This window comes from Mesorhizobium sp., assembly GCF_965229135.1.
GTDB lineage: Bacteria > Pseudomonadota > Alphaproteobacteria > Rhizobiales > Rhizobiaceae > Mesorhizobium.
In genome coordinates, this window is the sequence record NZ_OZ245860.1 from 3,939,773 (window position 1) to 3,964,714 (window position 24,942).

At 64.1% G+C, this 24,942-nt stretch carries 25 protein-coding genes; 12 read left to right on the forward strand and 13 right to left on the reverse strand.

The genetic code is table 11. The features are described 5' to 3' along the window. Window positions 1-9 precede the first annotated feature (9 nt). Window positions 10-771, forward strand: a complete 762-nt coding sequence (locus ACO07C_RS18730; protein WP_421915646.1) for an SDR family NAD(P)-dependent oxidoreductase — start codon at window positions 10-12, stop codon at window positions 769-771. A gap of 35 nt (window positions 772-806) precedes the next feature. Here the strand turns inward: ACO07C_RS18730 and ACO07C_RS18735 are convergent, their stop codons facing one another. After that, complete coding sequence (locus ACO07C_RS18735; protein ID WP_421915648.1) at window positions 807-1,694, reverse strand: LysR family transcriptional regulator; 888 nt, start codon at window positions 1,692-1,694, stop codon at window positions 807-809. Between the two features lie 150 nt (window positions 1,695-1,844). Here ACO07C_RS18735 and bla point away from each other — a divergent pair, with 150 nt between their 5' ends. Beyond that, window positions 1,845-2,693 (forward strand): class A beta-lactamase, encoded by an 849-nt coding sequence (gene bla, locus ACO07C_RS18740; protein ID WP_421915649.1) that lies wholly within the window; start codon window positions 1,845-1,847, stop codon window positions 2,691-2,693. Between the two features lie 37 nt (window positions 2,694-2,730). Here bla and ACO07C_RS18745 read toward each other — a convergent pair whose 3' ends face one another. The 9 genes from ACO07C_RS18745 to ACO07C_RS18785 all read right to left on the reverse strand — a co-directional run bounded on the left by ACO07C_RS18745 (window position 2,731) and on the right by ACO07C_RS18785 (window position 10,850). Further along, on the reverse strand, window positions 2,731-4,239 hold the full coding sequence (locus ACO07C_RS18745) for an aldehyde dehydrogenase family protein (protein WP_421915650.1): 1,509 nt from the start codon (window positions 4,237-4,239) through the stop codon (window positions 2,731-2,733). A gap of 32 nt (window positions 4,240-4,271) precedes the next feature. Beyond that, window positions 4,272-4,616 carry a cupin domain-containing protein gene (locus ACO07C_RS18750; RefSeq protein ID WP_352555550.1) on the reverse strand — a complete coding sequence of 115 codons (345 nt, stop codon included), beginning with the start codon at window positions 4,614-4,616 and terminating at the stop codon, window positions 4,272-4,274. Between the two features lie 22 nt (window positions 4,617-4,638). After that, window positions 4,639-4,980, reverse strand: a complete 342-nt coding sequence (locus ACO07C_RS18755) for a cupin domain-containing protein (RefSeq protein WP_421915651.1) — start codon at window positions 4,978-4,980, stop codon at window positions 4,639-4,641. A 22-nt stretch (window positions 4,981-5,002) separates the two neighbouring features. Continuing rightward, on the reverse strand, window positions 5,003-5,353 hold the full coding sequence (locus ACO07C_RS18760; RefSeq protein WP_421915652.1) for a cupin domain-containing protein: 351 nt from the start codon (window positions 5,351-5,353) through the stop codon (window positions 5,003-5,005). Between the two features lie 208 nt (window positions 5,354-5,561). Beyond that, a complete protein-coding gene (locus tag ACO07C_RS18765; RefSeq protein WP_421915653.1) occupies window positions 5,562-6,836 on the reverse strand; it encodes a glycosyltransferase in 1,275 nt (424 codons plus the stop codon). Window positions 6,837-6,846: 10 nt separating this feature from the next. Continuing rightward, on the reverse strand, window positions 6,847-7,920 hold the full coding sequence (locus ACO07C_RS18770) for an ABC transporter ATP-binding protein (RefSeq protein WP_421915654.1): 1,074 nt from the start codon (window positions 7,918-7,920) through the stop codon (window positions 6,847-6,849). Further along, window positions 7,917-8,711, reverse strand: a complete 795-nt coding sequence (locus tag ACO07C_RS18775) for an ABC transporter permease (protein ID WP_421915655.1) — start codon at window positions 8,709-8,711, stop codon at window positions 7,917-7,919. Before ACO07C_RS18775 ends, ACO07C_RS18770 begins: the two co-directional genes overlap by 4 nt. Next, on the reverse strand, window positions 8,704-9,546 hold the full coding sequence (locus ACO07C_RS18780; RefSeq protein ID WP_421917566.1) for an ABC transporter permease: 843 nt from the start codon (window positions 9,544-9,546) through the stop codon (window positions 8,704-8,706). Before ACO07C_RS18780 ends, ACO07C_RS18775 begins: the two co-directional genes overlap by 8 nt. Before the next feature lie 239 nt (window positions 9,547-9,785). Beyond that, on the reverse strand, window positions 9,786-10,850 hold the full coding sequence (locus tag ACO07C_RS18785) for a polyamine ABC transporter substrate-binding protein (RefSeq protein ID WP_421915657.1): 1,065 nt from the start codon (window positions 10,848-10,850) through the stop codon (window positions 9,786-9,788). 228 nt (window positions 10,851-11,078) lie between these two features. Between ACO07C_RS18785 and ACO07C_RS18790 the strand changes: the two genes are divergently transcribed. The 4 genes from ACO07C_RS18790 to ACO07C_RS18805 are packed head-to-tail and all read left to right on the forward strand — an operon-like array spanning window position 11,079 to window position 15,998. Then, window positions 11,079-12,017, forward strand: a complete 939-nt coding sequence (locus ACO07C_RS18790; protein WP_421915658.1) for a GntR family transcriptional regulator — start codon at window positions 11,079-11,081, stop codon at window positions 12,015-12,017. 11 nt (window positions 12,018-12,028) lie between these two features. Beyond that, window positions 12,029-13,312 (forward strand): glycosyltransferase, encoded by a 1,284-nt coding sequence (locus ACO07C_RS18795; RefSeq protein WP_421915659.1) that lies wholly within the window; start codon window positions 12,029-12,031, stop codon window positions 13,310-13,312. Window positions 13,313-13,317: 5 nt separating this feature from the next. After that, entirely contained in the window at window positions 13,318-14,697 is a 1,380-nt protein-coding gene (locus ACO07C_RS18800; RefSeq protein ID WP_421915660.1) for a glutamine synthetase family protein, read from the forward strand. Window positions 14,698-14,699: 2 nt separating this feature from the next. Next, window positions 14,700-15,998, forward strand: coding sequence for an NAD(P)/FAD-dependent oxidoreductase (locus ACO07C_RS18805; RefSeq protein ID WP_421915661.1), 1,299 nt, complete (start codon window positions 14,700-14,702; stop codon window positions 15,996-15,998). A 275-nt stretch (window positions 15,999-16,273) separates the two neighbouring features. On the opposite strand, the gene ACO07C_RS18810 is transcribed toward ACO07C_RS18805, so the two are convergent. Continuing rightward, the gene (locus tag ACO07C_RS18810; protein WP_421915662.1) at window positions 16,274-17,044 is read right to left on the reverse strand and encodes an IclR family transcriptional regulator domain-containing protein; all 771 of its coding nucleotides are present in this window, start codon (window positions 17,042-17,044) and stop codon (window positions 16,274-16,276) included. A gap of 121 nt (window positions 17,045-17,165) precedes the next feature. Between ACO07C_RS18810 and ACO07C_RS18815 the strand changes: the two genes are divergently transcribed. From ACO07C_RS18815 to pcaF, 3 genes are read left to right on the forward strand one after another with little or no spacing between them, the layout of a single operon-like run. Continuing rightward, window positions 17,166-18,023: a CoA transferase subunit A gene (locus ACO07C_RS18815; protein ID WP_421915663.1), complete on the forward strand. Its 858-nt coding sequence runs from the start codon at window positions 17,166-17,168 to the stop codon at window positions 18,021-18,023. Further along, window positions 18,020-18,817 (forward strand): CoA-transferase subunit beta, encoded by a 798-nt coding sequence (locus ACO07C_RS18820; protein ID WP_421915664.1) that lies wholly within the window; start codon window positions 18,020-18,022, stop codon window positions 18,815-18,817. Before ACO07C_RS18815 ends, ACO07C_RS18820 begins: the two co-directional genes overlap by 4 nt. After that, window positions 18,817-20,022, forward strand: a complete 1,206-nt coding sequence (gene pcaF / locus ACO07C_RS18825; RefSeq protein WP_421915665.1) for a 3-oxoadipyl-CoA thiolase — start codon at window positions 18,817-18,819, stop codon at window positions 20,020-20,022. The genes ACO07C_RS18820 and pcaF overlap by 1 nt, the downstream gene beginning before the upstream one ends. A 114-nt stretch (window positions 20,023-20,136) precedes the next feature. Here the strand turns inward: pcaF and ACO07C_RS18830 are convergent, their stop codons facing one another. Next, on the reverse strand, window positions 20,137-20,904 hold the full coding sequence (locus ACO07C_RS18830; RefSeq protein WP_421915666.1) for an SDR family NAD(P)-dependent oxidoreductase: 768 nt from the start codon (window positions 20,902-20,904) through the stop codon (window positions 20,137-20,139). 53 nt (window positions 20,905-20,957) lie between these two features. After that, window positions 20,958-22,457: an amino acid permease gene (locus tag ACO07C_RS18835; protein WP_421917567.1), complete on the reverse strand. Its 1,500-nt coding sequence runs from the start codon at window positions 22,455-22,457 to the stop codon at window positions 20,958-20,960. 165 nt (window positions 22,458-22,622) lie between these two features. Here ACO07C_RS18835 and ACO07C_RS18840 point away from each other — a divergent pair, with 165 nt between their 5' ends. The 3 genes from ACO07C_RS18840 (at window position 22,623) to ACO07C_RS18850 (ending at window position 24,918) form a co-directional block, all read left to right on the forward strand. Beyond that, a complete protein-coding gene (locus ACO07C_RS18840) occupies window positions 22,623-23,450 on the forward strand; it encodes a helix-turn-helix transcriptional regulator (protein WP_421915667.1) in 828 nt (275 codons plus the stop codon). Between the two features lie 199 nt (window positions 23,451-23,649). Then, entirely contained in the window at window positions 23,650-23,805 is a 156-nt protein-coding gene (locus tag ACO07C_RS18845) for a hypothetical protein (RefSeq protein ID WP_421915668.1), read from the forward strand. A 153-nt stretch (window positions 23,806-23,958) separates the two neighbouring features. Continuing rightward, window positions 23,959-24,918, forward strand: a complete 960-nt coding sequence (locus tag ACO07C_RS18850) for an LLM class flavin-dependent oxidoreductase (RefSeq protein ID WP_421915669.1) — start codon at window positions 23,959-23,961, stop codon at window positions 24,916-24,918. Window positions 24,919-24,942 lie beyond the last annotated feature (24 nt).

The window sequence follows — 24,942 nt, forward strand, 5'->3', positions numbered from 1 at the left end:
AGCCGCATCATGATCCTCAAAGACCGCATCGCCGTGGTGACAGGCGCCGGTTCCGGCATCGGGCGCGCCGGCGCCATCATCATGGGCCGGGAAGGCGCGATGGTCGTCATCGCCGACAGGGACCGGGCCGCCGGCGAAGCGACGGCTTGCGACATCCGGGCATCGGGTGGACAGGCCGAGGCCATCGCCACCGATGTCAACGAGGACGCGGCCGTCGAGCAACTGATCGCCGGCACGCTAGACAGGCATGGCCGCATCGACATCCTGCACAACCACGCCGGCATTCAGGTCGGCGGCACGCTGACCGAAGTCGAGGTCGACGGCATGGATGCGTCGTGGCGGGTCAATGTCCGCGCCCAGTTCCTGGCGGCCAGGATCGTCATGCCGTCGATGGTCGCGCAGGGCGGCGGGGTCATCCTCAACACCGCCTCGAATTCAGGCGTCTTCTACGATCGCGAAATGATCGCCTACGCCACCTCCAAACATGCCGTGGTGGCGATGACCCGGCAGATGTCGCTCGACTACGCAAAGCACAATGTCCGCGTCAACGCGCTCTGCCCGGGCTGGGTCGACACGCCGTTCAACGAACCGTTCATCGCCCAGATGGGCGGGCGGGATGCGATTGAAAACTATGTCCGCACCAAGATCCCGATGGGGCGCTGGGCCAGCGCCGAGGAGATCGCCGAGGCCATCCTGTTCCTGGTCTCGGACCGCTCATCCTTCATGACCGGCCAGGCGCTGGTCATCGACGGCGGCGAAAGCATAGGCTGAGGCTTGCCTTCCACGCGATTTCGGGGGGAGAACCGCTAGACAGCTTTCCTGGAATTGCTGTCGGCTTGGGTCTTCAGCCAGTCCGCGAACATCGTCATCGACCGGGAGTGTTGACGTTTGCGCAGTGCCGATAGCCAGTAGCGGCCGACTTCAACCGACCAGTCGAAGGGTTGGATGAGGCTGCCATCGCCGAGTTCGCGGCTGAACATAGCGACGGGCAAAAGCGCAACGCCGGCGCCCTGGACGGCGGCATTGGCCATGGTGATGGACGAATCGAAGACGATTCCCTTGATCGGCGGACAATGGCATCCGGCTGCCTCGAACCAGCGCAGCCATTCGTCTTCCCGGTAGGAGGCCAGCAGAGTCTCACCAGCGAGATCCGAGGGGTCGCGCAGGCGCGCCGCGATGTCGGGCGCGCAGGCCGGCGAAAGTGCGCCGGACACAAGCGGCGTGTTTTCCGTTCCCTGCCAGGAGCCGTCGCCAAAGCGGATGGCAAAGTCGAGCCCGTCAGCGGCGAGGTTGACCCGGTTGTTGTTGGTCGAGATGCGCAGATCGATTTCCGGATAGGCCTGATGAAAAAGCGGCAGCCGGGGAATGAGCCATCCGGCGGCGAAGGTGCCAACCACGCCAACGGTGACGATGTCGTTGAAACGGCCCCCTTCGAAACGGTCGAGCGTAACGCTGATTCTGTTGAAGGCGTCGGTCAGCACCGGCAGCAATGCTTCGCCCTCCTCGCTCAAGACAAGTCCGCGCGGCAGCCTGCGAAAGAGCTTGACGCCAAGCACCTGCTCCAAACCCTTCACCTGATGGCTGACGGCGGCCTGCGTGACGCGCAGCTCAAGGCCGGCGCCCGTGAAGCTTAGATGACGGGCTGAAGCCTCGAAGGCACGCAGGCCGTTCAGCGGAAGATGCGATCGCTTCATGAATTCGAGCCCTAGATTCTCTTATGACGGAGGCGACGTTTACTCGTTTGCGATGGCGCCGGATCCGGTCCAGTTCTGCGGCGCGGGGCAAGAGAGAGTGTGGACATGACAAGCAGACGCAATTTCATCAGTGGTCTCGCGGTGGTTCTGATGGCACCCGCCACCTTAGGCGCGATCGCGAAGGCGGCGGCGAGCCCGACAAAATTTGATGGGCTGACGCCGAAAATAAGGCGGATCGAGGCAGAAAGCGGCGGGCGCCTGGGTGTGGCATGCCGGATTTCCGGCACGGACGCACAATTCGGGTATCGGGAAAGCGAGCTGTTCCCGATGTGCAGCACGTTCAAGGCGCTGGCCGCCGCATTGGTCCTGCACCGTGTCGATGGCGGGATGGAACAGCTGGACCGCCGCCTCAAGGTTCCGCACAGTGACGTGGTTGCCAATTCGCCGGTAACGAAAAGCCATGCCGGCGGCGAGATGACGATGGCCGCGATTTGCGAGGCAGCCGTGACAGTGAGCGACAATGGCGCTGGAAACCTGATGCTTGACTCTTTCGGCGGGCCTGCGCAACTGACGGTCTATCTTCGCTCGCTCGGCGACACGGTGACTAGGTTGGACCGGATCGAGCCGGAGCTCAACGAATCGCTGCCCGGCGACGTGCGCGACACGACGTCTCCAGCCGCCATGGCCGAGACCGTCGCGCGGCTCACTCTCGCGGACGGACTGTCACAGAAAGGCCGGGCGCAACTTGTCGCCTGGTTGGTGGCAAACAAGACCGGCGACGACCGTATCCGGGCAGGACTGCCCAAGGGCTGGACATGCGGCGACAAGACAGGCACCGGAGATCGCGGCAGCACCAATGATGCAGCCGTCATCTGGCCGGCGTCCGGCAATCCGATCGTGATGACGGTCTACCTTACGGGCTCCAAGGCGAATCTGGCTAAGCGCAACGCGGCTGTCGCGTCCGTCTCGCGCGTCTTGGTCGAAGCGATCGGGGCATGATGTGGTGAGAGCAGGGCAGTTGTGCCGCGCTGCTGCTTCACACGTGCTTGCGGCCGCCGGTCTCGCGGAACCAGCTGTCGGGGTAGGGATACCACCATTCCTGGATCGCCGGTCTGTGATCGATGATCACCATCTTCGAACGGCGGAAGGCATCGAGGCCCTGGCGTCCGAGCTCCCGGCCGAGGCCTGATGCCTTCCAGCCGCCGAAGGGTAGGGCGTCATTGTCGATCAGCGGGTTGTTGACCCAGACCATCCCGGCTTCCAGCCGCTCGGCCGCCTCATGCGCTTCGGCGAGGTCGGTGGTGAAGACGGAGGCGCCGAGCCCGAACGGGCTGTCATTGGCAAGCCGGATTGCCTCGTCGAAATCCCTGACGCGGCAGATGGCGGCGACCGGCCCGAAGCATTCCTCGCGCACGATGGCCATGTCCGGCGTCACGCCGGTCAGGATCGTCGGCTCATAGAACCACCCGGTGGGGTGCGCCGGCGGGATGCGGCCGCCGGTAACGGCAACGGCGCCGCCACGCACGGCCTCGTCGACCAGGCGCATCACCTTGGCCCGTGCGGCTTCGCTGACCAGCGGACCGATTTCGGTCTTGTCCATGCCGTTTCCGATGCGCAGCGCGCGTGTCCTTTCGGCGAACAGCTCGACGAAGCGGTCATGCACCGCATCGACGACGAAAAAGCGCTCGGCCGAGGTGCAGACCTGGCCGGTGAGATGGAAGGCAGCGGTGACGCTGCCGGCCGCGGCGACCTCCAGCGGGGCGTGTGCGCTGATGATCAGCGGATCGCTGCCGCCGGCCTCGATGACGCAAGGTTTCATGCGTTCGGCGCAAGCCACCGCCACCGCCTTGCCGGCGGCGACCGAGCCGGTGAAGGCGACGGCATGGGTGCGGTCGGACGTAATCAGCGCCTGCGCCGTGGCAGCGCCGCCGGGGAGGCAGGAGACCAGCCCTTCCGGCAGCGAGCGGAACACGCTCATGTAGTCGAGCGTCGACAGCGTCGTCGCCTCGGCCGGCTTGATGACGCAGGCATTGCCGGCGGCAAGCGAGGCGGCGACCGTCCAGCACATCAAAAGGATCGGGAAATTGTAGGGCATGATGTGGACGGAGACGCCATAGGGCTCGTAGCGCGCATACTGGAACGAACCGGCCTGCGTCGTGCCGGCGATCTTGCCGGCATCGTCGCGCGCCATCTCGGCATAGTAACGGAAGATCGGCGCGCAATTGGCGATCTCGCCGATGGCTTCCGGATAAGGCTTGCCCATCTCGCGCACCATCAGCTCCGCACAGCGCGTGAAGTCGGCGGCCTCGATGGCGTTGGCGACGGCGTGCAGATGTTTGGCGCGGCTCTTGGCGTCGAGCTTCTTCCAGGCTGCCTGCGCCCTGGTCGCGGCGGTGAGCGCGGCGTCGATCTCGCCATGGGTGGCCGCGGCGATCGCGCCGACGGTTTCAAGCGTCGCCGGGTCAATCACCGGCTTGGTCGCGCCGGCCATCGGCCGGTAGTCCGGATTGACGAAGAAGGTCGGCCGGTCGGGCGAGAAATGCATATTCGTCCTCCTTGAAGACTGATCGAGAAGGCTCAGCGGATCATGTAGACCTTCTTGATCGTCTCATGGACGGTGCAGACGCCTTTCCAGTCCTGCGGGAAAAAGGCCGCGGTGTCCGGCTCGATCTCGATCACCTCGCCGGATTCATGGACGTAGGTGCAGCGCCCTTCGAGGAAGTGGCAGAACTCGTCACGGGTGACGTGGCAATGCCATTTGCCGGGCGTGCAGACCCACAGGCCGCATTCGGACCGGCCTTCCGGCCCTTTGTGCAGCAGCTTGCCAGAGGTGTGGGACTCGCCCTCGATCATGGTGGGGATGACACCCCAGTCGACGAGGTCGGTGATGGCGAGCGGCGATTTCATGATTGGGGTTGTCATATCGATTTCCTTGAAAAAGTGCTCACCGGCACATGAAGGCCTTGGTCAGCGTTTCGGTGATTGTCGAGGTGCCGGTCCAGCCGGCGGGGAAGAAGACAAGCGTGCCGGTCTCGACCGGAATCCGCTCGCCATTGTCGTGGATGTAGCTGCCGCGTCCCGACAGGAAATGGCAGAACTCGTCGGAGGCAAAGCTGACCTTGCGCGTGCCCGGCGTGCACGACCACAGGCCGCATTCGCTCGATCCGTCAGAATGCTGGAACAGGACCTTGCCCGAGGCGCGTGGCGAGCCGGCGATCGTGTTGCCGCCCGCGCCCCAATCCTCCAGTTCCACGCTCGAGGCCGTCGGCCAGTGCGGTGTCGGCATGTCGTCACGCTCCCGTTGCTGTTCAGGCCAGCATGTAGACGTTGCGCATGGTCTCATGCACCGTGCATTCGCCCGTCCAGCCGGCGGGAAACATGACCACGGTTCCGGCCGAGACGTCTATCACCTCGCCGACATCCGACCGGTAGGTCGCGCGGCCGGAGACGAAATGGCACAATTCATCGCGCGGGATCGAGAGCCGCCAGCGCCCGGGCGTGCAGACCCAGATGCCGGATTCCGGCTGGTTGTTCGGGCCTTTATGCACAAGCCGTCCGGTCGAGTGTGAGGCGCCGTCCAGCGCGTCCGGCTGGACGCCCCAGTCGACGAGATCGGTGCGGGTGGAAGCGTGGTGAAGGTGGGGGGCTGAGGAGGTCATGAGTGCGCTCCGTGATCGTGACGCGGAACGCCGATCCGTTGCCGCTCTAAGAGGCCCCCCTCAAGGGGGGAGATTGGCAGTATCCGCGGGGGCGCATTCCTTGTGAGCTTTGCGATTGGCGAAAGCGGTGGTGACGGCCGATCTACCACCTTGAGGGGGAGATGGCCGGCAGACCAGAGGGGGGTGCCTTGGCTCAGCATGTCAAACCTCACAGCAACGCCTCCAGCAAACCCGCCGCTTTCTCCGGACCATTCTGCCCCCGCATCTGCGCCGATGTCCTCGCCAGTTTGGCCTTGATCGCGGGATCGGTCAGGCAGGTCTCTATCCTGGCGACCAGTTCGGCATCGTTCCAGTCATAGCGCGGCATGCCGAAGCCGTGGCCTGTCTCCTGGACACGGGTGGCGTTGTCATGGCCGTCCCAGACATAGGGCATGATGATGGCCGGCTTGCCGAAATAGAGGCACTCCGTGAACGAGTTGTTGCCGCCATGGTGGATGACCGCATCGACCTGCGGGATGACCGAGGGCTGCGGAAACCAGCTGTCGACGATGACGTTGCCGGGCACATCCGTGTACTGGTCCTTGTAGCCGCCGACATTGACCAGCGCGCGGTAGCGCGTCTTGCCCAGCGTCGCGATGATGCGCTTCAGGAGATCGACATCGCCAGCTCCGAGACTGCCGAAGGAAACATAGAGCAGCGGCCCGGTGTTGTTCTGGGCGAAGGTCGGCACTGTGTACGGCTTCTCCTGCCGCACGCAGCCTTCAAGATACTGGAACCTTGCCGGGTCGAGCGGATGGCGCCGCTTGAACTTTGCTGCTTCCGGGTAGAGCAGCAGGTTCAGATAGGGGGAGGCCTCAAAGAACTGGCCGGTCGGATAGGGCGCCTCGTTGTTGGCAGACAGGAAGGCGTTGAAGTCGTCATGGATCGGCTTGATCACGGCGTTGAAATGGTCGCGATAGCGCTGGTGCCCGGCATGGTCGTTCTCGCCGCAGCCGGAGAGATGCGGCGGGATGTCCTCGTCCTCGATCTCGTTTTCCGAGCAGGAGATGACGCGCACCCAGGGCTTGCCGTACTGCTTGATCGCCGGGAAAAGGATGACATTGTCGACACAGATCACATCCGGCTTGATGGCGTCGAGAACGCGTGGCAGATCCTTCTGCGCCCATTTGGCGCTGTCGACGATCGCCGTCCAGCAATCCCTGACGTAATTGTCGACCTGGTCGTAGGGCGATTTGCGGAAGTTCGGGATGTGGCCGTTGATGAAATCCTCCCAGAATTTCGCCATCTGCTCAGGCGGCATCGGCTCCGACAGGTTCACCGGGTGCGCTTCGAAGCCGTAGCCCTTGTAGACATCGACGAAGCCGGGATCGGACAGGAACACGGCCTTGTGGCCGCGCGCCTCGACCGCCTGGGCGATGCCTACGGAATTCAGCGCCGGGCCATAGGCCGCTTCAGGAAAAAACGCGATCGTCTTCTGCGCCATCAAGTTCTCCTCACTCTGCGAATATTCTGACATCGGCGGCATCCCAGCCGAGTTCGACCTGGTCGCCAGCCGATACTGGCCGGCGGTCGGCGGCATCGGCGGTGACGCGCACCAGGAACGGTTTTGACGACAGCGGCGTGCGGACATGCAGCTGCAGGTCGAGCCCCTGATAGGCCAATGCCTCGACCCGGCCGGCCGTGCGGTTTTTGGTTCCGTCCGATGGGTACAGCCGAATGCGCTCGGGCCGCACCGACGCCACTGCCGAAGTGCCGGACGAAAGCGTGGCGGGAACCTTGCCGGCGATCTCAGCGCCATTCGCGGCCATCACGCCTTCGGTGGTGGCTTTGCCCGGCACGAAGTTCATGACGCCTATAAAATCGGCGACGAAACGGTCGGCTGGATGTTCATAGACCGCGTGCGGCGTGTCGCATTGCAGCAGCTTGCCGTCTTTCAGCACCGCCATGCGATCGGCCATGACCAGCGATTCCTCCTGGTCGTGGGTGACGATGACGAAGGTTATGCCGACCTCGTGCTGCAGACGTTTGAGTTCGAGCTGCATGGCGCCGCGCAGCTTCTTGTCGAGCGCGCCGAGCGGCTCGTCGAGTAGCAGCAGCCGGGGCCGCTTGACCAAGGCACGCGCCAAGGCGACACGCTGCTTCTGGCCTCCCGACAGTTGCTCCGGCTTGCGGTCGGCGAAAGGGACAAGCTCGGTCGTCGCCAGGATGGCGTCGACGCGGGAGCGGATTTCCTTAGCCGGCAAACGCTCCATTTCCAGGCCGTAGGAAACGTTGGCGCGCACGCTCATGTGCGGGAACAGCGCGTAGGACTGGAACATCAGATTGACCGGCCGCTTGTTGGGCGGTGTCCGGGCTATGTCATGGCCGTCGAGCAGGATGCGGCCATCGCTTGGCGTCTCGAAGCCGGCCAGCATGCGCAAGAGCGTGGTCTTGCCGCAGCCCGATGGTCCAAGCAGCGCGAAGAACTCGTTCTCGCGGATATCCAGCGAGATGCCGTCGACGGCGGTGACCCTGCCGAAATTCTTCGACACATGATCGATGGCGAGCAGCGTTCGCGGTTCGCTCATTGGCCGACAATCCCACGGTTCAGGCGCTGCGAAAGGGTGAGCGCGGTGATGGAAACGGCCATGACGATGGTCGCCAGCGCGTTTATTTCCGGCGTGATGCCGAAGCGGATCATGGCGTAGATCTGCATCGGCAGCGTGGTCGAGGCGCGGCCGGCGCCTGATGTGAAGAAGGCGATGATGAATTCGTCGACCGAGAGCGTGAAGGCAAGCAGCGCGCCGGCGATCACCGCCGGCAGGATCACCGGCAGTGTCACGCGCCGGAAGGTGGTGACGGCGGAGGCGCCGAGATCGGCGGAGGCCTCGACGATCGACCAGTCGAAACTCTTCAGCCTTGCGCGCACCACCGAACAGACGAAGGCGAGGTTGAAGACCACATGGGCGAGGATGATGGTATGCAGGCCCATGGTCAGGTTTATCATGGAAAAGAACGAGAGCAGCGCGATCGCCAGCACGATGTCGGGAATGATCATCGGCGCGAAGATCAGCGCCTCGATCCCCTTGCCATATTGCCGGCGCATCTCGACGCCGATCGCCAGCAGCGTGCCGAGCAAAGTGGCGATTGCTGTCGAGACCAGCGCGACGATCAGCGTGTTGAGGCCGGCCGACAGGATCGCGGAATTGTGGGCGAGCGAGACATACCATCTCAGTGAAAAGCCCGACCATGCCGTCGGCAGTCCGCCTTCATTGAAGGACAGGACCACCAGCACGGCGATCGGGATGTAGAGGAAAGCGAAGACGAGGCTGAGCACAAGCCAGAGCGCGCGCCGCGTTGCAGGGGAGCGCTCAGCCATCGGCGTTACCTTTGGCTTCAGTCGCACGGCCGGAGGCGCGATCGGCGGCAAGCGCCTGCGCCATCAGCACCAGCAGCATGATGGCGATCAGCGCCATGGCCAGTGCCGCGCCGAACGGCCAGTCATTGGCGGTGAGGAACTGGTCGTAGACGAGGTTGCCGATCATCTGGAAGCGGCCGCCGCCGAGCAGGGCGGGCGTGACGAAATTGCCGATCGACAGCACGAAGACGAAGACCGCGCCGGCGGCGATGCCGGGCACGGTCAGCGGCAGGACGACACGGCGGAATGTGGTGATGGCCGAAGCGCCGAGGTCACGCGAGGCTTCCGCCAGCTCCGGATTGAGCCGCGACAGCGGGGCGTAGCAGGCCAGGATGACGAAGGGCAGGTAGTTGTAGACGAGGCCGGCGATGACCGCGCCCTCGGTGTAGAGCATCGATGGCGGCTCGCCGGTGTAGCCGAACCAGCGCAGCAGCTGGGTGATCAGGCCTTCGCGGTTGAGCAGCACGATCCAGGCATAGGTGCGGATCAGGTAGTTGGACCAGAAGGGCAGCACGGCGAAGAACAGGAACACCGGCTGCCAGCGGCGCGGGGCCGCTGATATCGCATAGGCGGCGGCATAGCCAATCACCACCGCGATCAGGGTGGCCGTGCCGGCGATGCGTGCCGAATTGAGGAAGATGCCGGCATAGAGCGGGTCGAAGACCAGCCCGAAATTCTCCAGCGTGACGGTGTAGTCGATGCCGCCATAGATGCCGCGCCGGAAGAAGGCGAGTGCCAGCACCAGCGCGCATGGGATCACCATCAGCGCGGTCAGCCAGACCAGCGCCGGGGCCATCAGCAGGGAGGAACGGGAGAGCAGGTGCTTCACGAAATGCCCCCCTCTGCCCTGCCGGGCATCTCCCCCTCAAGGGGGGAGGTCGGCAGCCTCGACGTCTCGCTCACCCTGCTGCGTTGAAGGTTGGCTAAGGCAATGCCACAGCCCATCTCCCGCCTTGAGGGGGAGATGCTCGGCAGGGCAGAGGGGTGCGCGAAGGGACGCAAGCTTACTTCCAGGATGCTGATGGAACTGCCGCCTTACTGCGCGGCCTTGATCTCGCTGACGATCTTCGAATAGTCGCGCTGGGCTTCGCCGACGTCGCGCAGTTGCTCGAACTTGACGAGGTCGGCCACCGGCATCGCCATGTTCGGGAACTTGGCCAGGAAATCGGCGGGAAGGCTTTCCATCGCCGGCTTGTTCGGCACCTTGTAGTCGATGTTCTGCGCCGCCCAGGCATGGTTCTTGGCGTCGAGCATGAAGTTGACGAACTTGAAGGCGTCGTCCTTGTGCTCGGAAGCCTTCATCACCACCATCGTGTCGACCCACAGGTCCGAGCCTTCCTTCGGGATGACGTATTTGATCTCGGGCTTTTCGGCGATACCGTAATTGCACCAGCCGTCCCAGGCCTGAACCATCAGCGCCTCGCCGGAGACCAGCTTCGAATAGAAGGTGGTGTCGTCATAGGCGAGCAGGGTTTTCTTGGCGGAGATCAGCAGGTCCTTGACCTCGGCGAGCTTGGCCGGATCGGTCTCGTTGACCGAAAAACCCTTGTCGAGCTGTCCGGCGGCCAAGAGCCAGCGGTCGGTCGCCAGCATGGTGGTCTTGCCCTTCAATTCGTCGGAAGGGGCCAGCAGATCGCTCCAACTCGTCGGCGCGGTCTTGACCAGATCCGAGCGGTAGCAGAGGCCCGTCGTGCCCCAGGTATAGGGCACGGAGAAGGTGTTGCCGACATCGTGCGGCAGCTTGGTGGCTTCGGGATAGAGGTTGGCGAGATTGGGGATCTTGGCGTGGTCCATCGGCTCGGTCAGGCCAAGCTTGTTCAGCACCTCGGCGAAGGGGGACGAGACGAACACCACGTCATAGCCCTTGCCGCCGGCGGCGATGAGCTTGCCCATGATCTCTTCATTGGTGGCGTGGACGACCACTTCGCCGGAAACACCGGTCGCGGTCTTGAAGGCGGCCATGGCGTCGGGCGCCATGTAGCCATCCCAGTTGGAAATGACGAGGTCGGCGGCCATCGCCGGCGCGGACAGCGCCCAGGCGAGGCCGAGAGCGAGTGAAGACGTTCTCAGCGCACGGCGCCGCAGGCTGGTAGCGGTCATGACAGACTCCCATTCGGTTGATCGTCGAATTTTTATTGGACCGGCGCGACCTATGCCGCTGCTGCGATCCTGTTCCCTCGGTCTTTTTATTGCCGATTGCACACACAGTACTATTGCAGAAAAAAGTACGTCAATCCATAATTTGAAAACTGGCCGAGGAATCTGGTCGATTGCCTCCGTGAGGCTTATCGGTCAACGATGAAGGTCATGCCGTTCACGAGACCAGTCATGCAAGCCGCAGCCCGACGACCTCGCACCAACCATCTCGACCTGGCGCAGCGCATCCTGGATGTGGCGCGGCAGCGCGGCTTCGAGCCAGGCGCGCGCCTGCCGGAGCAGCAGATCGCCTCGCTGTGCAATGTTTCACGCACACCGGTGCGGGCGGCGCTCAGTCTGCTCGCGGAACAGGGCGTGGTGCGCTGGGAGGCGGATAGCGGTTATCACCTGGCCATCGATCTCGCCGCGCAGCCTTCCGTTGCCGCCGAACTGCCCGCCGCCGAGGAAGACGAACTCGCCGAGGCGATCCTGCGCGACCGCTCGGCGCGGCGGCTGGACCAGACGGTGACCGTCGCGGGATTGATGCGGCGGTACGACGCCGAGCGCAAGACGGTACTAAAAGCACTTAATAAACTAACTGATGAGAATCTTCTGGACCGTGCTCCTGGCCAGTCCTGGCTGTTTCGGCGCGCGCCGGACGATCCGGAGGCGCAGGGCGAAAGCTATGAGTTCCGGCTGCTGCTGGAACCGGCCGCCATCCTGGCGCCCGGCTTCCGGCTGGATGGCGCGCGGGCAGTGGCGTTGCGCCAGGGCATGGAGGCGCTGGCGGCGCTGGCGGACGCCGCGTTCGACACGCGCGAATTCCAGCGGCTGGACATCGATTTTCACGGCATGATCGCCGACGGCTGTGCCAATCGTTTCCTCACCGACGCGCTGTCGGATCATCTAAGGTTGCGCCGGCTGCCGGGCATCTATGCCGGGGTCAATGTGTTCCGCCTGAAGCAATCCTTGCGCGAACACCTGAACATACTCGACCATCTCGAAAACCGGCAGTATGAGGTGGCTGCCGATCTGCTTCGTATCCATCTGCGGCTCTCCCGCAGCCAGCGACCGCAAGCGGCCAGCCGAGGCGCTCCCGCGCTGTTCGGCATGATCAGCCGACCCGATTGAAGAGGAAATAATTGACGCGTAAAGCCAGCCCGACCATCGCGCTGTTTCCCGAAGCAAGCTTCGGTGCGGCGTTGAATTGCGTCGGCATCGCGCAGGCGTTGCGCGCCCAGGGCGCACGGCCCGTCTTCATCTGTCATGCCGGTTTTTCCGGCGTCTTTGCCGACTATGGTTTCCAGGAATACCAGCTGCCGACCGACGACCCGCTGACCGACAGCGAGCGCCAGAGCTACTGGCAGGCTTTCGTGCGCCGGCACCTGCCGCATTTCCGGCTGAGCCCTATCGACCAGCTTGAAACCTATGTCGCGCCGACATGGCAGGCGATTGTCGACACCGCCGTCAATGCGGAGGCGCCGCTGCGGCAATTGCTGGCACGGCTGAAGCCTGACGCGGTGGTGCTCGACAATGTCATCATGTTCCCGGCGATCGCTGCCGCCGGCTGCCCATGGGTGCGCGTCGTGTCCTGCGCCGAAACGGAACTGCCGGATACGCACGTACCGCCATATCTGTCTGGGCTTGCCGCCGACGATCCGCGGCGCGCCGCGTTCGAGGCGCGCTATCTGGCGGCCTCGGCGCCGGCGCATGACCGCTTCAACCGTTTTCGGACGGATGCCGGCCTGGCGCCGTTGCCGAAGGGCCAGTTCCTCGAAACCTCGCCCGACCTCAATCTGCTGCTGACGCCGTCGATCGTGCGGCGCGAGCGCGCCAACCCGCTCGACCCAGCCCGCTTCGTCTATCTCGAAGGCTGCGTGCGTTCGGAAGGGCCGTTCGAGGTGCCGGTGTTCCCGCGCAACAAGGGGCCGCTGGTCTATATGAGCTTCGGCAGCCTCGGCGCCATGGATGTCGGGCTGATCGAGCGCATGCTCGCGGTCTTCGACCGGCTGCCCGCGCGTTTCATCGTCAATGCCGGCGGCCTGCGCGACGCCTACCGCGCGGTGCCCGACAATGTCTATCTCGATGCCTGGTTTCCGCAGCCCTCCGTGGTGGCGAAGTCGGACCTGTTCATCCATCACGGCGGCAACAACAGTTTCTGCGAGGCGCTGCGCTTCGGCGTGCCGTCGCTGATCATGCCCTATTGCTGGGACGGGCACGACAACGCGCAACGCGCGGGCGAAACCGGCGTCGGCGACCATATCGGCCGCGATGCCTGGACCGAAGGAGTATTGGAGAGAACCATTCTCGGCCTGCTGGCCGACGATGCCATGCGCGCGCGCCTCAGGGACAATGCAGCCAGGATGGCGCTGAACCCTGGAACGGACGTGGCCGCGCAAGCCATACTCTCTCTGATACGGACTTGAACGAAATGCTCGACAAGAAGACCCATACCTCTCTCTTTACTGGCAACGATCCCAAGGCCTGGCTGGCTCAGCACGGCATCAACGAGGTCGAGTGCCTGGTGCCGGACATGAACGGCGTGCTGCGCGGCAAGGCCTTGCCGACGGCAAAATTCCTCAAGGCGCTGGAAGACCGCGCGCTCTATCTGCCGAGCAGCGCCTTCCTGGTCAGCATCGATGGCCGCTATTCCGGCTCCATCGACGAGGGCTTCGCCTATTCTGACCCGGACATGCGCATGGTGCCCGATATCTCGACGCTGTGCCTGGCGCCGGGCGGCGGCGCGGGCAAGGCCTATGTCTTCGCCGACGCCTTCCACATGGACGGCCGGCCCTGGATGGCCTCGCCGCGCCATGTGCTGCGCGCCGTGCTCGACCTTTACCGCCAGCGCGGCTGGCGGGCGGTGGTGGCGCCGGAGGTCGAGTTCTATCTCACCGCGCCCAACCCCAACCCCGATCAACCGGTGACCGCGCCGATCGGCGCCAATGGCCGCGCCGAGGGCGTGCAGCACCCTTATGACATGGTGGCGCTCGAGGAGTTCGAACCGGTGATCCGGCGCGTCTATGACTATGCCGCCGCCGCCGGGCTGCCGCTAGACACGCTGATCCATGAATCGGGAACAGCTCAGCTGGAGATCAACCTGTTGCATGGCGATCCGCTGTCGCTCGCCGACCAGGTGCTGCTGTTCAAGCGGCTGACGCGCCAGGCCGCGCAGCAATGCGGCATGCATGCCACCTTCATGGCCAAGCCGATCGCGGCCCAGGCGGGCAGCTCGATGCACCTGCACATGTCCGTCGTCGACGAAGCAGGTAACGCGCTGTTTGCCGGCGCTGACGACGCCGACACCGAGATGTTCGATCACTTCATCGGCGGTCTGCAGAAATATGTGCCGGAGATCATGCCGCTGTTCGCGCCGAACGTGAACTCGTTCCGTCGAATAAGGCCCAACCACAGCGCGCCGGCCAACATCGAATGGTCGCACGACAACCGTTCCTGCGGCCTGCGTGTTCCCGCCGGCGGGCGCGCCGCGCGGCGCGTCGAGAACCGCTTGCCGGGCGCCGATTGCAATCCCTATCTGGCGATCGCCGCTTCGTTGCTCGCTGGCTATCTCGGGGTCGAGCAGAAACTGGCGCGCTCGGCCGAGGCGTCGGGCAATGCCTACAAGATCAAGAGCACGCTGCCGAAGACCATGGAGGAGGCGCTGGATCGGTTCGAGGCTTGCGAACCCGTGCGACAACTGCTCGGCGAGGATTTCTTCCAGACCTACCTGCGCGTCAAGAGTGTCGAGCTCGACCTGTTCCAGGGCGTGGTGACGAGCTGGGAACGCGACCACCTGCTGCTGAAGGTGTGACAATGGCACCCTCGACAGGCTTCAATTCCGGTCTCGATATCGGCAAATCCTATTATGTCGCCACCGCCAATCCGGCGCCAGACCATCCGCCGCTCGTCGGCGATGTCGACGCCGATCTGGTGGTGGTCGGTGGCGGCTGCACCGGCCTGTCCGCCGCCCTCCACGCCGCCCAGCGCGGCCTGAAGGTGGTGCTGCTCGAAGGCGGCAAGATCGGCTGGGGCGCATCGGGCCGCAATGGCGGCCAGATGATCCCCGGCCTGCGCAAGGGCGCGAAGGGGCTGGTCAAGCTCTACGGGCCCGAACGGGCGAAGGCGCTGTTCGATCTTGCCTTCGAGGCACGCGGCCTGGTGCTCGATATCATCGAGCGCCATGCCATAGATTGCGACCTGAGGCTGACCGGTCATCTGGTCGGCGCGGTCAACGGCTCCGATCTCGAGGATCTGGAAGACGAGGCCAAATGCCTCGAGAGCGTGATGAGATTTCGGGACGTCGAGATCCTGTCGGCGGCGGATGCCCGGGCCAAGGTCGACACGCCCTATCATGGAGCGATGTACGAGCCGCTTGGCGGCCACATGCATCCGCTCAATTACACGCTCGGCCTTGCCCGCGCGGCAGTGGCCGCCGGCGTCGTCATCCACGAGAATTCGGTGGCGGTAAAACTGGAGCGCGAACCGTCCATCCGGGTGTCGACGGCCAAGGGATCGGTCCGGGCGAAGCATGTCGTGCTGGCGGGCGATGCGCTGCTCCATGGGCTGGAGCCGCGCGTCAACAGCCGCATCATGCCGGTCGGCAACTATATCGTCGCCACCGAGCCTCTGGAGGGCAAGCGCAATGTCATCCCGGCCAATGTCGCGGTGTCCGACACCCGCTTCGTGGTGAACTATTACCGTATGTCGGCGGACGGCCGACTGCTGTTCGGCGGCGGCGAGCGCTACACGCCGTCGCCGCCGGCTGATATCGCCGGCTTCGTGCGGCCGCACATGGAAGCCACTTTTCCGCAGCTCAAGGGCTGCCGCATCGATCATGCATGGGGCGGGCTGGTTTCGGTGACGACGTCGCGGCTGCCGCATGTCGGTCACTATGGCGAGGTCTATTTCGCGCATGGCTATTCCGGCAAGGGCGTCATCCTGTCGACGCTGTCGGGCAAGCTCTTGGCCGAAGCGATCACGGGCGATGCGTCACGGCTCGATCTGTTCTCGACACTGACGCCGATGCCGTTCCCGGGCGGCACGGCGCTGCGCGGGCCGCTCTATGTGCTGGGAATGTTGTGGTACGCAATGCGGGACCGCATAAAGCATTGATTAGAGGCAATTGCGGACGTTCGCGCTGCCCCTCACCTGCCTGCTTTCGTCATTCGAAAGCCAAGCAATTGGCTTTTCGTCCGCAAGCGGACCATTCCTCAACTCCCCGTATAGAGACGGGGAGAGGGCCGCTCGTCGCTTCTTTCGCCAATCATCAGCGTAGATAAAACGCCGGCGTTGCGGCCAGCTACTTTCTCCCCGTCACTATACGGGGAGAAATGTCCCGCAGGACAATGAGGGGCAGCGCCGGCGTTGAAAGGTTTCGGGGCATTTGATTAAACCACAAAGAAATCCTCGATGCGCTGCCTCGCGCCAAGCAGGGCCGGCAGGATTTCCCGTTCCATCTCGGCGACTGAAAAGCGCGCCGACTGGGTCGAGACATTGATTGCCGCCACCGTGCGTTCGGCGCGGTCGCGGATCGGCACGGCGATCGAGCGCAGGCCGAGTTCCAGCTCCTCGTCGACGATGGCAAAGCCGTCCGTCTTCGCCTTGCCGATGGCCTCGGCCAGCAGACCGATGTCGGTGATCGTCTTCGGGGTTCGTCTCTCGATCGTCGCCTGGCCGAGAAATGGTTTCAATTCCTGGGGCGTCAACCCAGCCAGCAGCACGCGTCCCATCGAGGTGCAGTATGCCGGCAGCCTGGTGCCGACATCGAGCGAGACACTGAGGATGCGGCGGCCGGGAATGCGGGCGACATAGACGACGTCCTGACCCGACAGGATCGCCGCCGAGCAGGCCTCGTTCAATTGGGTTGCCACCGCCCGCATGATGGGTGCGGCGAAGCTCCACAGCGAGCCGCCTCCGAGCCAGGTGCGGGCAACGGTCAGCAGGCGTGGCGACAGCGAGAACACACGTCCATTTTGGGTGGCGTAGCCGGTGGCGACAAGCGTCAGCAGGAAGCGGCGGGCGCCGGCGCGTGTCAGGCCGGCTTGCTCGGCCATTTCGGTCAGCGTCATGCCCATGGGATGCCGGGCCAGGATCTCCATGACAGAAAGACCGCGCTCGAGCGAGCCGACATGATCACGGGAAGCGGCTTCTTCGTCCATCTCACCACCTCGGAACGGCATCGTCGTCCGGATTGACTCGGCGCTTTCATTCGATGTAAAAAGTATCGCATATAAAACATATGTGCGCAATACGAACATTTTGGATCCCGGAGCATGTTGGATGGTCAAGTTCCTGCCGCTCAAAGATGCCGTTGCCGAGAACCTGAACAGTGGCGACACTGTCGCCTTCGAGGGCTTCACCCATCTGATCCCGACGGCGGCGGCGCATGAGGCGATCCGCCAGGGGTTTCGCGACCTGACCCTGGTCCGCATGACGCCTGACCTGATCTACGACCAGATGATCGGCATGGGCATGGCCAAGAAGATCGTCTTCTCCTATGTCGGCAATCCTGGCGTCGGCCTGCTGCGACGTGCCCGCGACGCCATCGAGAACGGCTTTCCGCGGGCGATCGAGATCGAGGAGCACAGCCATGCCGGCATGGCCAATGCCTATGAGGCGGGCGCGGCCGGCCTGCCTTGCGCCGTGTTCCGGGGCTATCGCGGCGCAGGTCTGGCAGTGGTCAACCCGAACATCAAGTCGGTCACCTGTCCATTCACCGGCGAGGTGCTGGCGGCCGTTCCCTCGATCCGGCCTGACGTCACCTTCATCCATGCGCAGAAGGCCGATCGGAAAGGCAATGTGCTGGTCGAGGGCATCATCGGCATCCAGAAGGAAGCGGTGCTGGCAGCCAAGAGGGCGGTGGTGACGGTGGAGGAGGTGGTCGACAATTTCGACGATCTGCATCCCAATTTGACCGTGCTGCCGCGCTGGACGATAGCAGCGATATCCGTCGTGCCCGGCGGGTCGCATCCATCCTACGCGCATGGCTATTATGCGCGTGACAACGCCGCGTATCTGGAGTGGGACGGGATCGCCGCCGACCGTGAAAAATTCCAGTCGTGGATGCAGGCAAACGTCATCGAAAAGAGCGCCGACGATTTCGCGGATAGAGTCGAGCATCTGAGGAAAGCGGCATGAGCGACAATCTGGGCTTCACCGCCAACGAGATGATGACGATCGCCGCCAGCCGCGCACTCGGGAATGACGATGTCTGCTTCGTTGGCATCGGTGCCCCGTCGGCCGCCTGCAATGTGGCGCGGCTGACGCATGCGCCGGACATCACCTTGATCTATGAGAGCGGCACGATCGGCACCGCTCCCGACGTCCTGCCGCTGTCGATTGGTGATGGCGACCTGTGCGAAACCGCCGTCACTACGGTCGCGGTGCCGGAAATGTTTCGCTACTGGCTGCAGGGCGGCCGGATCTCGATCGGCTTTCTCGGTGCGGCGCAGCTCGACAAGTTCGGCAACATCAACACCACGGTCATCGGCGACTATTTCCATCCCAAGACAAGGCTGCCCGGCGGCGGCGGCGCCCCGGAGATCGCGACCTCGTCAAAGGAGGTCTACATCACCATGGCGCAGACCAGGCGCGGCATGGTCGAGAAGATCGACTTCTTCACCTCCTTCGGCCATGGCAATGGTGGCGATCATCGCAAGCGCCTGGGCATCGACACCGCCGGCCCGACGCTGCTGATCACCGATCTCGCCATCTGGAAGCCGGACCCGGTGACCAAGGAATTCACCGTCGTGTCGTTGCATCCGGGCGTCTCGCGCCAGCAGGTGCAGGAGACCTGTGGCTGGGCGGTAAAGTTCGCGGAGGCGCTTGACGAAACACCGGCGCCAAGCGAACTCGAACTCAAGACATTGCGCGACCTGCAGGCACGAACCAAGGCAGCGCATGAAGGAACCGGAAAAGAGAAAGCTGCCTAATGGCCGAAGCCTATATCTGCGACTACATCCGCACGCCTATCGGCCGCTTTGGTGGCTCACTGTCTTCCGTGCGGGCCGACGATCTCGGCGCCATCCCGCTGAAGGCGCTGGTCGAGCGCAATGCCGGCGTTGACTGGCAAGCGGTAGATGATCTCGTCTATGGCTGCGCCAACCAGGCCGGCGAGGACAACCGCAATGTGGCCAGGATGGCGCTGTTGCTGGCTGGCCTGCCGAAGGAGATTCCGGGCTCGACCGTCAACCGTCTTTGCGGCTCCGGCATGGATGCGCTGACCATGGCGGCGCGCGCCATCAAGGCCGGCGAGGCGGAGCTGATGATTGCCGGCGGCGTCGAATCGATGAGCCGGGCGCCCTTCGTCCTGCCCAAGGCCGACACTGCTTTCTCACGCAATGCCGAGATCCATGACACCACCATCGGCTGGCGTTTCGTCAACCCGCTGATGAAGAAGCAGTACGGCGTCGATTCGATGCCGGAGACCGGCGAGAACGTCGCCGAGGACTTTTCCGTGGCGCGCGCCGACCAGGACGCCTTTGCCGTGCGCAGCCAGGACAAGGCGGTCGCGGCGCAGGCCAGTGGCCGGCTGGCCAAGGAGATCACGCCGGTGACGATCCCGCAGCGCAAGGGCGAAGCCGTTGTGGTCTCGAAGGACGAGCATCCCCGTGCCGGCACAACGGTCGAGGCGCTGGCCAAATTGCCGACGCCGTTCCGACAGGGCGGCACGGTGACGGCCGGCAATGCATCCGGCGTCAATGACGGGGCGGCGGCGCTGATCGTCGCCTCGGAAGCGGCCGTCAAGAAGTACGGCCTGACGCCGATCGCCCGCATCCTCGGCGGGGCCGCCGCCGGTGTCGAGCCGCGCATCATGGGCATCGGCCCGGCGCCGGCAACGCGGAAACTGTGCGCGCGGCTCGGCCTGACGCCAAAAGAGTTCGACGTCATCGAGCTCAACGAAGCCTTCGCCTCGCAAGGCATCGCCGTGCTGCGCCAGCTCGGCATCGCGGAGGATGCCGGGCACGTCAACCCAAATGGCGGCGCCATCGCGCTCGGCCACCCGCTGGGCATGTCCGGCGCCCGCATATCCGGCACGGCAGCGCTTGAGCTGCGTGAGCGCGGGGCTCGCTACGCGCTGGCCACCATGTGCATCGGCGTCGGGCAGGGGATTGCCATCGCGCTCGAACGGGCTTGAGCGAAGCACCTGTTAGCCGGGTAACAAGACAGCGGAGCAGCCGTGCCATCAAAGGAGTGGCGGCTCGCGATGGCGCTGATCAAGCGCGGGTAGTGTCCCGACAAGCTTGTCCGGTCACATCGCGGTAAAGCCATTGTCCACGAACAGATGCGCGCCATTGACGAAGCTGGCCTCGTCGCTGGCCAGATACAGTGCCGCCTTCGCAACCTCCTCCGGCTCGCCGATCCGGCCCTGCTGCGCGGCAAGTGCCGCGTCTGACACATCGACGCCCAGCCTGCCGAGATCGGCGACTTCGCGCAGTCCGTGTGGCGTGCGGATGAAGCCTGGGCAGACCGCGTTGCAGCGTATGTTGCGGTCGCGGAATTCCACGGCAATGGCGCGCGCGAACATGTGGCAGGCGCCCTTGGTGGTGTCGTAGAGCACCTCCATCGGCGTCGCCGCCACCGCAGAGATCGACGAGGTGCAGACGATCGAGCCGCCGCCCGCCGCTATCATGCCGGGCAGCACGGCGCGCGTCATCAGGAACATCGAGCGCACATTGACGGCATGCAGCCAGTCCCATTCCTGCACCGTCGTCTCCAGGAACGGTTTTATCACGATGGTGCCGGCATGGTTGAACAGTACCGTGACCGGACCGAGCTTTTCAGTCGCCCCTTTCACCGCGGCCTCGACCTGGGCTTCGTCGGACACGTCGGCGACAAAATGCTCGGCGACATGGCCGCGCGCGCGGATCGCCGCCGCCGTGGCCGCCGCCGCTTCCCCATTACGGTCGATGATCGCCACCTTGGCGCCCTCGGCCGCGAACAACTCCGAGGCTGCGCCTCCCATCCCCGTCGCGCCGCCCGAAATGATAGCGACCTTGCCAGCCAGTCTTGTGCCCATGTTTTACTCCCGTGTCCTGCCTGGTGATTTCAAATGTGCTGGTAGAACCAATGCTATCCCCGACGCTCGGGATGGCCAAGCGCGCCACCGGACACGGCGAATTCCTCTTCCGGCGACAGCACAAGGCGGTGGCGGCGATAGAAGCCGAAGTAGGCCAGGCCGATCGCGTACCAGACCGCCGCCGCGATCGCCGCCCAGCGATAGAGCGGATCGAAGAACTGGTAGGCGAGCGTGACGATGCAGATCAGGATCGTTGCATAGGCGCCGAACCGGCCGAGCGGGCTCACGAAGGGCCGCGCAATCGAGGCATAGAGGGTGCGCAGGCGCAGGTATGCGATGCTTTGCAGGATGTAGGAGACCATGCCGGCGAACACGATCATCGAGACCAGGAAGCCGCCCATGAAGGCGACATTGTTCTCGCCACCGAGATACCAGACCACCAGCAGCATCGATAACGCCATGGCCGAGCCGGTGGCGAGCGCCCTGTTGGGTGTCTTGGTACGGGCGCCGGTCACCGAAAGCGACGTGGGCAGGTAACCGGCGCGCGACAGCGAATAGATGTTGCGGCCCGAGGCAAAACTGCCGGCGAAGAAGCTGGCGGCAAGGCCTAGCACCGCGACCGAAGCCAGAAGCTTGGCCCAGCCGTCGCCGAAGATGGTGCGGAAACCGTCGAGCAGCGGCTCGCCGGAAGAGCCCATCGCATGCGCGCCGTGCGGGATCGAGGCGCTGAAGAACAGCACGCCGAGCGCCAGCGCGATCAGCGTCACGATCGACAGGATGAGTGCGCGCGGCATGTCGCGGGTTGGGTTCTTCGCTTCTTCCGCCGTCAGCGGCAGTTGTTCCACGGCCAGGAACATGTAGACGCCAAAGGGCAGGGCCAGCATGACGCCGGTAAAGCCGAAGGGCAGCCAGGGGCCGTTGCCATCGGCCAGCGCGGCCGGACCATCCGCCGCGGCTCCGATGTTCAGCGCGTATCTGAAGAAGTCGACATGCGGGATGGCGACGACGAAGAAGAACAGAAGCACGGCGATCGCCGCCACGGTGATGTAGATCACCACCTTCATCGACAGTTCGAGGCCGCGCAGCGACAGGCCTAGCATGACGACATAGCCGGCCACCCACCAGAGCGGCAGCGCGCTTTGCGGCGTGCCGAAGATCGCGGCGAGGTATGAACTCATGAAGAACATGTTGGCGGCCGGTGCCAGCACGAACTCGATGTTCTCGGCAAGCCCGGTGGTGAAGCCGCCCCAGGGGCCGAGCGCGGTGCGCGAGAAGGAATAGGCGCCGCCCGTATGCGGCAACGCCGCGCTCATCTCACCGATCGAACAGCAGAGGCAAATGTACATGAAGCCGATGATCAGCGCGGCCAGCAGCATGCCGCCGAAGCCGCCTTGCGCCAGGCCGATGTTCCAGCCGGAATATTCGCCGGCCACCACCGCGCCGACCCCCATCATCCACAGCGAGAACAGGCCGGCATGACGCTGCAACTGACGCTGTTCGAAATACTGCTTGTCGACGGTCTGGTAGGTGACGCCGCCCGTCCCGCGGTCCATGGCTTGCTCTGTCATCGCTGTTCCCCTTCGTTGCGGCAAAGCCTGTCCGCTTCGCCCCTTGCGACCGGGGGATAGTTCAGGAGCCGGTCATCCGCGTATATATCCCCAAGGAGATATGTCGGGCGCTCAGCGCCGGGTGCAGGATGCGAAGGCGGGGGAGGCGGGATGGAACGGATGTCGGCGCTGGCGGACTGGCACGAGGCGTTGCCGCAGCTGGTGTCGCTGATCGGAAAACAGGGATTTGCCGAGAGGCTCGACGCCGCGTTGCGGGGAGTGGCGCCGTTCGATCTCAGCTGCGTGTTTGCCTATCCTGGCCGCAACCGGCCGATGTTCCTGCATGACGGGCTTGGCGCGGTGTCCTCGAGCCAGATCATGGCCAATTATCTCAACGGCACCTATCTTCTCGATGCCGTTTATTCGGCCTGCGCGCGGCGCACGCCGCAGGGGCTGCACCGCCTGGCCGACCTGGCGCCCGACGCTTTCTTCGAGGGCGAGTACTACAATTCGCCCGACGTGCATCCATGCATTTCGATGCAGTCGGGCACGCTGGCCGAAGAGATCGTCTTCCTCGTCCCAGTCCAGGGCAGCTTCTATCTCGCCTATTCCCTGTTGCGGGCGAATGCCAGCCCGGCCTTCTGCGACGAGGACTTTGAGCGGTTGCGGCAGACGGCGCCCATGGTGACGAGCCTGGCGCAACGGCATTGGGAGCATCTGGCGCCAGCCGGGTCGGACAGCGAACCCGCGCACAAGCCCGCTGGCCAGGATGTCGAGCAGGCATTCGAAACCTTCGCGCCGTCTCGCCTGACACGTCGCGAGCAAGGCATCGTCAGCCTTATCCTGCGCGGCCATTCCTCGGTGTCGATCGGCAGGATCCTTGAGATCGCCGAGGGCACGGTGAAGATCCATCGCAAGCACATCTATGCCAAGCTCGACATTTCCAGCCAGACGGAACTGTTCAACCTTTTCATCAAGCATCTGCTGACCGGCCGCTGACCTCGCGGTACCCGAAACCCTGGCAAGCCGATGATGCGACTGGCTTTTGCGCCGCGTGAGGCCGGCTTTTCCGGCGGGGGCCTAGTATGAATTACCATAATCTCAAAATTTTGTAGAAGATCATTCTAACAATGGGCAAAAAATAGCAATCGACAAAGTCTACCAGTTTTATAGATTAATTGTCGAGACGGAGGTCGTTATGTCCTATATCCAGAACGCTCAGACTGATCGCGGCGGCCAGAGGCTGGCCAATGCCCAGACCTTCCGCCCGGCCTATGCCGGAGCTTTTGCGTACATCGTCTTTGCCCTCGCGTTCGTCTTTACCGGTGCCGTTGTCCTGGGCATCATTCCGTGAGTCGCAGGGCTCGGAGCCAAGGGTAGCGTCCGCCGCTTTCAGGCAATTTGGAGTTTGAATGAACCGAATCCCGGGCACGCTGCTGCGTGCCTGTCGTGATTTGATGCGTACCATTCGTCGCGCAACAATGGTTCCAACGTGATGGAGATGGCAATGCCGATCGAGTTCACGCATGTTCCCGGAAAAGTTCAGCCCGCCGGCACGAGTTCAAACGTGCCCTTCTTCTACGATTTCGCGGAAACCGCGACGAAGCTGTCGCTGATCGAGGATGTCGGGTTCCGGAGGATTGTCGTCGACGACCAGGCCGGGCTGCTGACCAACATGGATCTTGCCGCACAGGTGCTGGATCGCACCTCGTCGCTGGAGGTCGTGCTGACGCATTGGGCGGGCGTGGTCGATCCAACGGTGGCGGCGCGACAGCTGGCGTCCATCGCCGCGAAAAGCGGCGGACGCCTGTCGCTGCGGATGCTCAGTGAGCCGCTGAATGACGACGATGCCGACGCAAGGCCGGTCGGGCACACCGTCGTCTGGCAGCGGACCGACGAATATCTGGTGCTGCTGAAGCGGCTGTGGTCGAACGAAAATCCCTTCGACCACGAAGGTACCTTCTACAGCATCAAGGGTGGCTATGTGCCGCGCAAGGAGCCGCAAGGCGCCGGTATCAGTATTCGGATGGGCGGACAGTCCGGAACGGCGCTCAGGGTGGCGGGCCGGCATGCCGATGTCTTCGAGCTGACGCCCGGGCCGCTGGACGAGGTCCGGCACCTGATGGAGCGGGTGCGCAGCGCCGCGGCCGAGCATGGGCGCGTCGGCAAGCTGAGCTTCGCGCTTCCCATCAGCATTCAGCCCGAGGACGGTGCATCCGAGCCTGGGCACAGGGCTGTCGATCTCTCCGGGCCTCCCGCGCGCGCCGCGCTGTCGCTGCTTCCCTATACAGCGCTTGGGATCACCGAATTCATGGTGGTGGGCGTCGACAGGCCGCGCCAGATCGCAACCGCCGGCCGCGAAACGATCGCGCTGGTGCGCAACAGCCTTGCCCGCCGCGAAACCGATGTCGCGCAGCCGGCCACGTTTGTACCTCGCCTGTCGCAGGAGAGGCATTCAGCAATCTGAGCCGGCCTTTTCAGGGATGCTCCC